Below are 4,560 nucleotides of genomic sequence, written 5' to 3' on the forward strand. Positions count from 1 at the left end.
GGGTGCCCGCGGTGACCACGCGCGTCTCGCCGGGGCCGCCCTGCGGGGGCCGCGCCACCGACTCCAGCGTCTGCCGGATCTCCGTGACGTCCGGCCGGGCCGCCGGGTCCTTGCGCAGCAGTCGCATGACCAGCGTGCCGAAGGCGCCGGAGCCCCGCGCGGGCATCTGCGGTTCGGCGGACAGCACGGCCTGGAGCGTCGCGGGCGCGTTGGAGCGGCGGTACGGGGACATCCCCTCGACCGCCGCGTACAGCACGACACCCAGCGACCAGAGGTCCGACTCGGGCCCCGGCCGCTGCCCCAGCACCCGCTCGGGCGCGATGAACTCGGGCGAACCGACGAAGGAGCCGGTCTCGGTGAGCCCCTGCTCGCCCTCGACCTGCGCGATCCCGAAGTCGCTGAGGACCACCCGGTCGTCCCGCCCGAGCAGGACGTTGTCGGGCTTCACGTCGCGGTGCAGTACGCCGACGGCATGGGCGGCGGCGAGCGCGCCCAGCACGGCGAGCCCGATCCTGGCCGCCTCGCGGGGGTCGAGCGTGCCCTCCTGGAGCCGGTCGCCCAGCGACTGGCCGCGCACCAGCTCCATGACGATCCACGGCTTGGCGTCCTCGACCACCACGTCGTGCATGGTGACGACGGAGGGATGGTCGATCCTGGCGGCGGCCCGCGCCTCGCGCTGCATCCGCAGATAGACGTGGCCGCGCTCGCGCTCGCCCACGTGGTCAGGAACGCGTGGCTCCTTGATCGCCACATCGCGGTCGACGACCTCGTCGTGCGCGAGCCAGACCGTCCCCATCCCGCCGTGCCCGAGCCGCGAGACGAGCCGGTACCGGCCGCCGAGCACCCGCCCGACGGCGGGGTCGGCGGCCGGTGTCACGGCCTGGGTCGGGCTCTGCGGTGGCACAGTTGGCGCGATAGGCGGCTGAAGTCCGTAGCTGGTGGGCTCGTTCGCCCGTCCCCCGTCGTTGGTCATGGGGATATCTTTACCAACTGTCCCTGCCGTGACCACCGCGAAGGCCGAGCGGATGCACAGCCGTGACAGAGCGGAAGGCCCGGTGCGGGGCCGGCCGGCGGCTCAGCCGGTGGAGCCCGGCGGCTGCCAGCCGCGCAGCGCGGTCGCGAACTGCTTCTGGGTGGCGTCCCAGTCGTCCGCGGGGCCCGACATGAAGATGGCGTACTCGGCGCCGGTCTCGTCGTCGAAGTACATCTGGTCGACGGCGTGCCGGGGGCCCGGCACGCCGTTCTTCGCCGACTGGGTCCAGCTGAACTCCCAGCGCGCCACCTGCTTCTGGTCCCGGTAGTCGACGGGGCCGAGCTGGAGCTGCTGGTAGTCGGGCAGGACGGCGAGCCCCTTCTCCAGGTCGCGCATGTGCGCCTCGGGGGTCGCGAAGTCGGGTTCGGGGTCGATGCTCACCCGCAGCACGTGGTTGCCGCCGTCGGGGCTGTAGTCGATGGTGTTGACGTCCGTCTGCCGGGTCCAGCCGTCCGGCACCCAGAGGCCGAACCCCTCGTCGGCGTTGACCTCCTGGTAGCCGTCGGGGACGGCCCCGCCGTCCGAGGGATCCCCGGTCGGGCTCGGCGTCGTCGTGTCGTCCCCCGCCGTGTCGTCCCCTGCGGTGTCCTCCCCTGCGGTGTCGTCGGCCGTCGGCCCGGAAGCGGTCGGTCCAGGGCCCGGGTCGTTGCCGTCGCCCGGAAAGTGCATGGCGGCGAACCCGATACCGGCACCGAGCACGGCGGCCACGGCGATGGCCGTCACGGTCGTACGCCAGCGTCTGCGGCTGCGCTCGCGCGACGCCGGGGAGGGCGGCGGGTACGGGCCCGAGGGGGCGGTGTGCGGTCCGGACGGCTGCGGTCCTGTCTGCCCGGCGCCCGGCACCGGCGTCGTCCGATAGCCCGGCGGATAACCGGCGGCGGCCGGGTAAGCGACCGTCGGGCCGCCGTCCTGCGGCATGTTCCGCGTCGGTACGTACGCCTCGGCCCCCGTGGGCCGGCCCTCCAGTACGGCGCGCAGCATCCGCTCGGTCTCGGCGACGTCCGGTCTGGCCGCCGGGTCCTTGCAGAGCAGCGCGGCGATGACCGGGGTGAGCGGTCCCGCCCGGTCCGGGGTGGGCGGCTCGTCCGTCACGACGGCCTGCATGGTGGAGAGCGGCGAGTTGCGGCGGAACGGCGACTTGCCCTGTACGGCGGTGTAGAGCGTCGCGCCGAGCGACCACAGGTCGGAGGCGGGGCCCGGGTCGGAGCCGCGGACCCGCTCGGGGGCGAGATAGTCGATGGAGCCGACGATCTCACCGGTCCTGGTGATCGTCGAGTCACCCTCGATGGCGGCGATGCCGAAGTCGGTCAGCAGCACCTGACCGTCGCGGGCCAGCAGCACATTGCCGGGCTTCACGTCGCGGTGCAGCACACCGGCCGCGTGCGCGGCGCGCAGCGCGCCCAGTATCTGGAGGCCTATGCCGGCCGCCTCGCGCGGCTCGATCCTGCCCCCGTCGCGCCCGGACTCGCGGGCGGCGTCGGCGAGCGAGGGCCCGTCCACGTACTGCATGACGATCCAGGGGCGGCCGTCGTACTCGATGACGTCATGGACGGTGACGACGCCGGGGTGGCTGATCCGGGCCGCGGCCCGCGCCTCCTTCTGCGTCCGCTCGTGCAGAACGGCGCGGTCGTCCGCCGAGACGTACAGCCCGGCGGTCAACTCCTTGACGGCGACGGTCCGGTGGAGAAGCTCGTCCTGGGCACGCCACACCCGGCCCATGCCGCCGCTGCCGATGGTCTCGCCGAGCCGGTAGCGCCCGGCGAGCAGCAGACCGGCACCCGTGCTCTGTGAATGTTCCACGTCTCCCGCCCTGATCTTTGAGTTGACAGGTTACGGATGACACCGCCATGCGGGGAACCTCGGGTGGCGTACGGAGACACCACTGTGACCGTCGCCTTTGACGGACCGGCAGGTGTGAGCCGCGGTCAACTCCGGTGCGTGGTCAGCCGGTCGCGCGATAGGAGCTGGTGGCCTGCTGGTAGATGTCGGTGACGGCGTCCCGCTGGCTGTCCGGGCCGATGACCTGGATCACGTGGTAGCGACCGCCGATGATCAGGGCCAGATTGCGCACGTAGACCTGCCGGCCGCTGCTGTCCTGCCAGGTGAACTGCCCCTCGGCCATGGCCTGCTGGCCCACGTTGATCCGGCGGAGGCCGGAGGCGGTGGCCCAGGAGGAGTCCCGGAAGGGCTGCAACTCCCGCTCCTTGTCACGCTGGTAGGCCAGCGGGTCGCCGCCGTTGGCCTGCACGGTGTCCCGCCCGGGGACGATGACCAGCGTGAAGTCGGAGTTGCCGTAGCGCACTTGCCCGCTGTCGTTGATCGGGCTGCGCTGCCAGTCCTTGTTGACGGCGACCTGGAAGCCCTCGGTGTCCTTGCGCAGGACGTAGCCCTTTTCGAGGTTGCCGGCCGGCGCGGTCGGCGCGGCGGGTGAGGACGGCGGCTTGTCCGCACCGGACTTCGACGGCGCGGGGTCGTCCGACACCGGCGGCGGCGCCTGGGAAGCGGTGACCCCGGGGCTCGCCTCGGTGACGCTCTGCCCCTCGTTGTCGCTGGACTTGGGCATGAACATCACCGCGTAGACGATCGCGGCCACCAGCACCAGCAGGATCAGGATCAGCAAAGTGCGGCCCAGGGAACGGGGTTTGCGGTCCCGGTCCCGGTCGGGCCTGCCCTGGCGCTCGTAGCGGTCGTAGCTCTCGGCGGGCTCGTACCGCTCGGGGCTCTCGCGGCGGGGCGGCGACTCGCGGCGCTGCGCGTTCTCGTAGCGCGCGGGACGCTCGTACCGCTCGTCGGCCTGCTCCCCCAACAGCTCGCCGAGGGAGGTCCTTTCGTCCTGCTCGTCGCGCTCCCTGCCCCGGCGCTGGCGGTGCCGGCCGCGGTCGATGTCGCGGTTCTTGTTCCGGCCCCAGCGGCGCCTGCGGACCAGCTCACCCCTGCGGCGGACTATCGGCAGCCGGCCGTCGATGGTCGGTACGGTCACGACGTCCTGGCCCGCGTCGGGCTCGGGCGCCGACCTGACGAGCGAGCGCAGCCAGCCGCGCAGCTCCTCGAAGTCCGGCCGCTCCGTGGGGTCCTGGCGCAGCAGCGACTCGACGACGGGGCGCAGCGGGCCGCACTCCTCGGCGAAGGCGGGCGGCTCGGCGCAGACGAGCTGCACCAGCTCGAACGCGTTCTCCTCGGGGTACGGGGCGTGGCCCTGGACCGCGCGGTAGAGCAGCGCGCCGAGCGCCCACAGGTCGGTCGCGGGCCCGATGGGCGGGGCGAGCTGCCAGTTCTCGTGGACGGGCCCTGCCTGTTCGGGGGCCCAGCGCTCGGTGACGGGGCCGACGATGGCGATCCGGGCCTGCCGGGCGCGCTCGGCGGCGAGCGGGCTGGCCGGGCCCCGGTAGGCGGGGACGGAGCCGCCGCTCGCGACGACGTCGTCCCACCGACCCGCGCCGGGGACCGCGCCCACGACGGCGGGGAGCTGGGCGGAATGCCGCTGGTCGTCGGCGCGCATCGCGTCGTAGGCGCCGGATGTCGTGTAC

Annotated in this window: 2 protein-coding genes and 1 pseudogene; all 3 read right to left on the minus strand. The window is 73.3% G+C overall.

The window, feature by feature from the left end; genetic code table 11:
- Positions 1-973, minus strand: a 973-nt coding sequence (locus HY68_RS06545; RefSeq protein ID WP_157874434.1) for a serine/threonine-protein kinase, incomplete at its 3' end; no start/stop codon positions are given.
- A gap of 102 nt (positions 974-1,075) precedes the next feature.
- On the minus strand, positions 1,076-2,833 hold the full coding sequence (locus tag HY68_RS06550) for a serine/threonine-protein kinase (protein WP_198533225.1): 1,758 nt from the start codon (positions 2,831-2,833) through the stop codon (positions 1,076-1,078).
- A 142-nt stretch (positions 2,834-2,975) separates the two neighbouring features.
- A pseudogene (locus tag HY68_RS06555) lies at positions 2,976-4,560 on the minus strand (serine/threonine protein kinase); the annotation flags it as partial.

The sequence above is a fragment of the Streptomyces sp. AcH 505 genome (assembly GCF_000818175.1).
Taxonomy (GTDB): Bacteria; Actinomycetota; Actinomycetes; order Streptomycetales; family Streptomycetaceae; genus Streptomyces.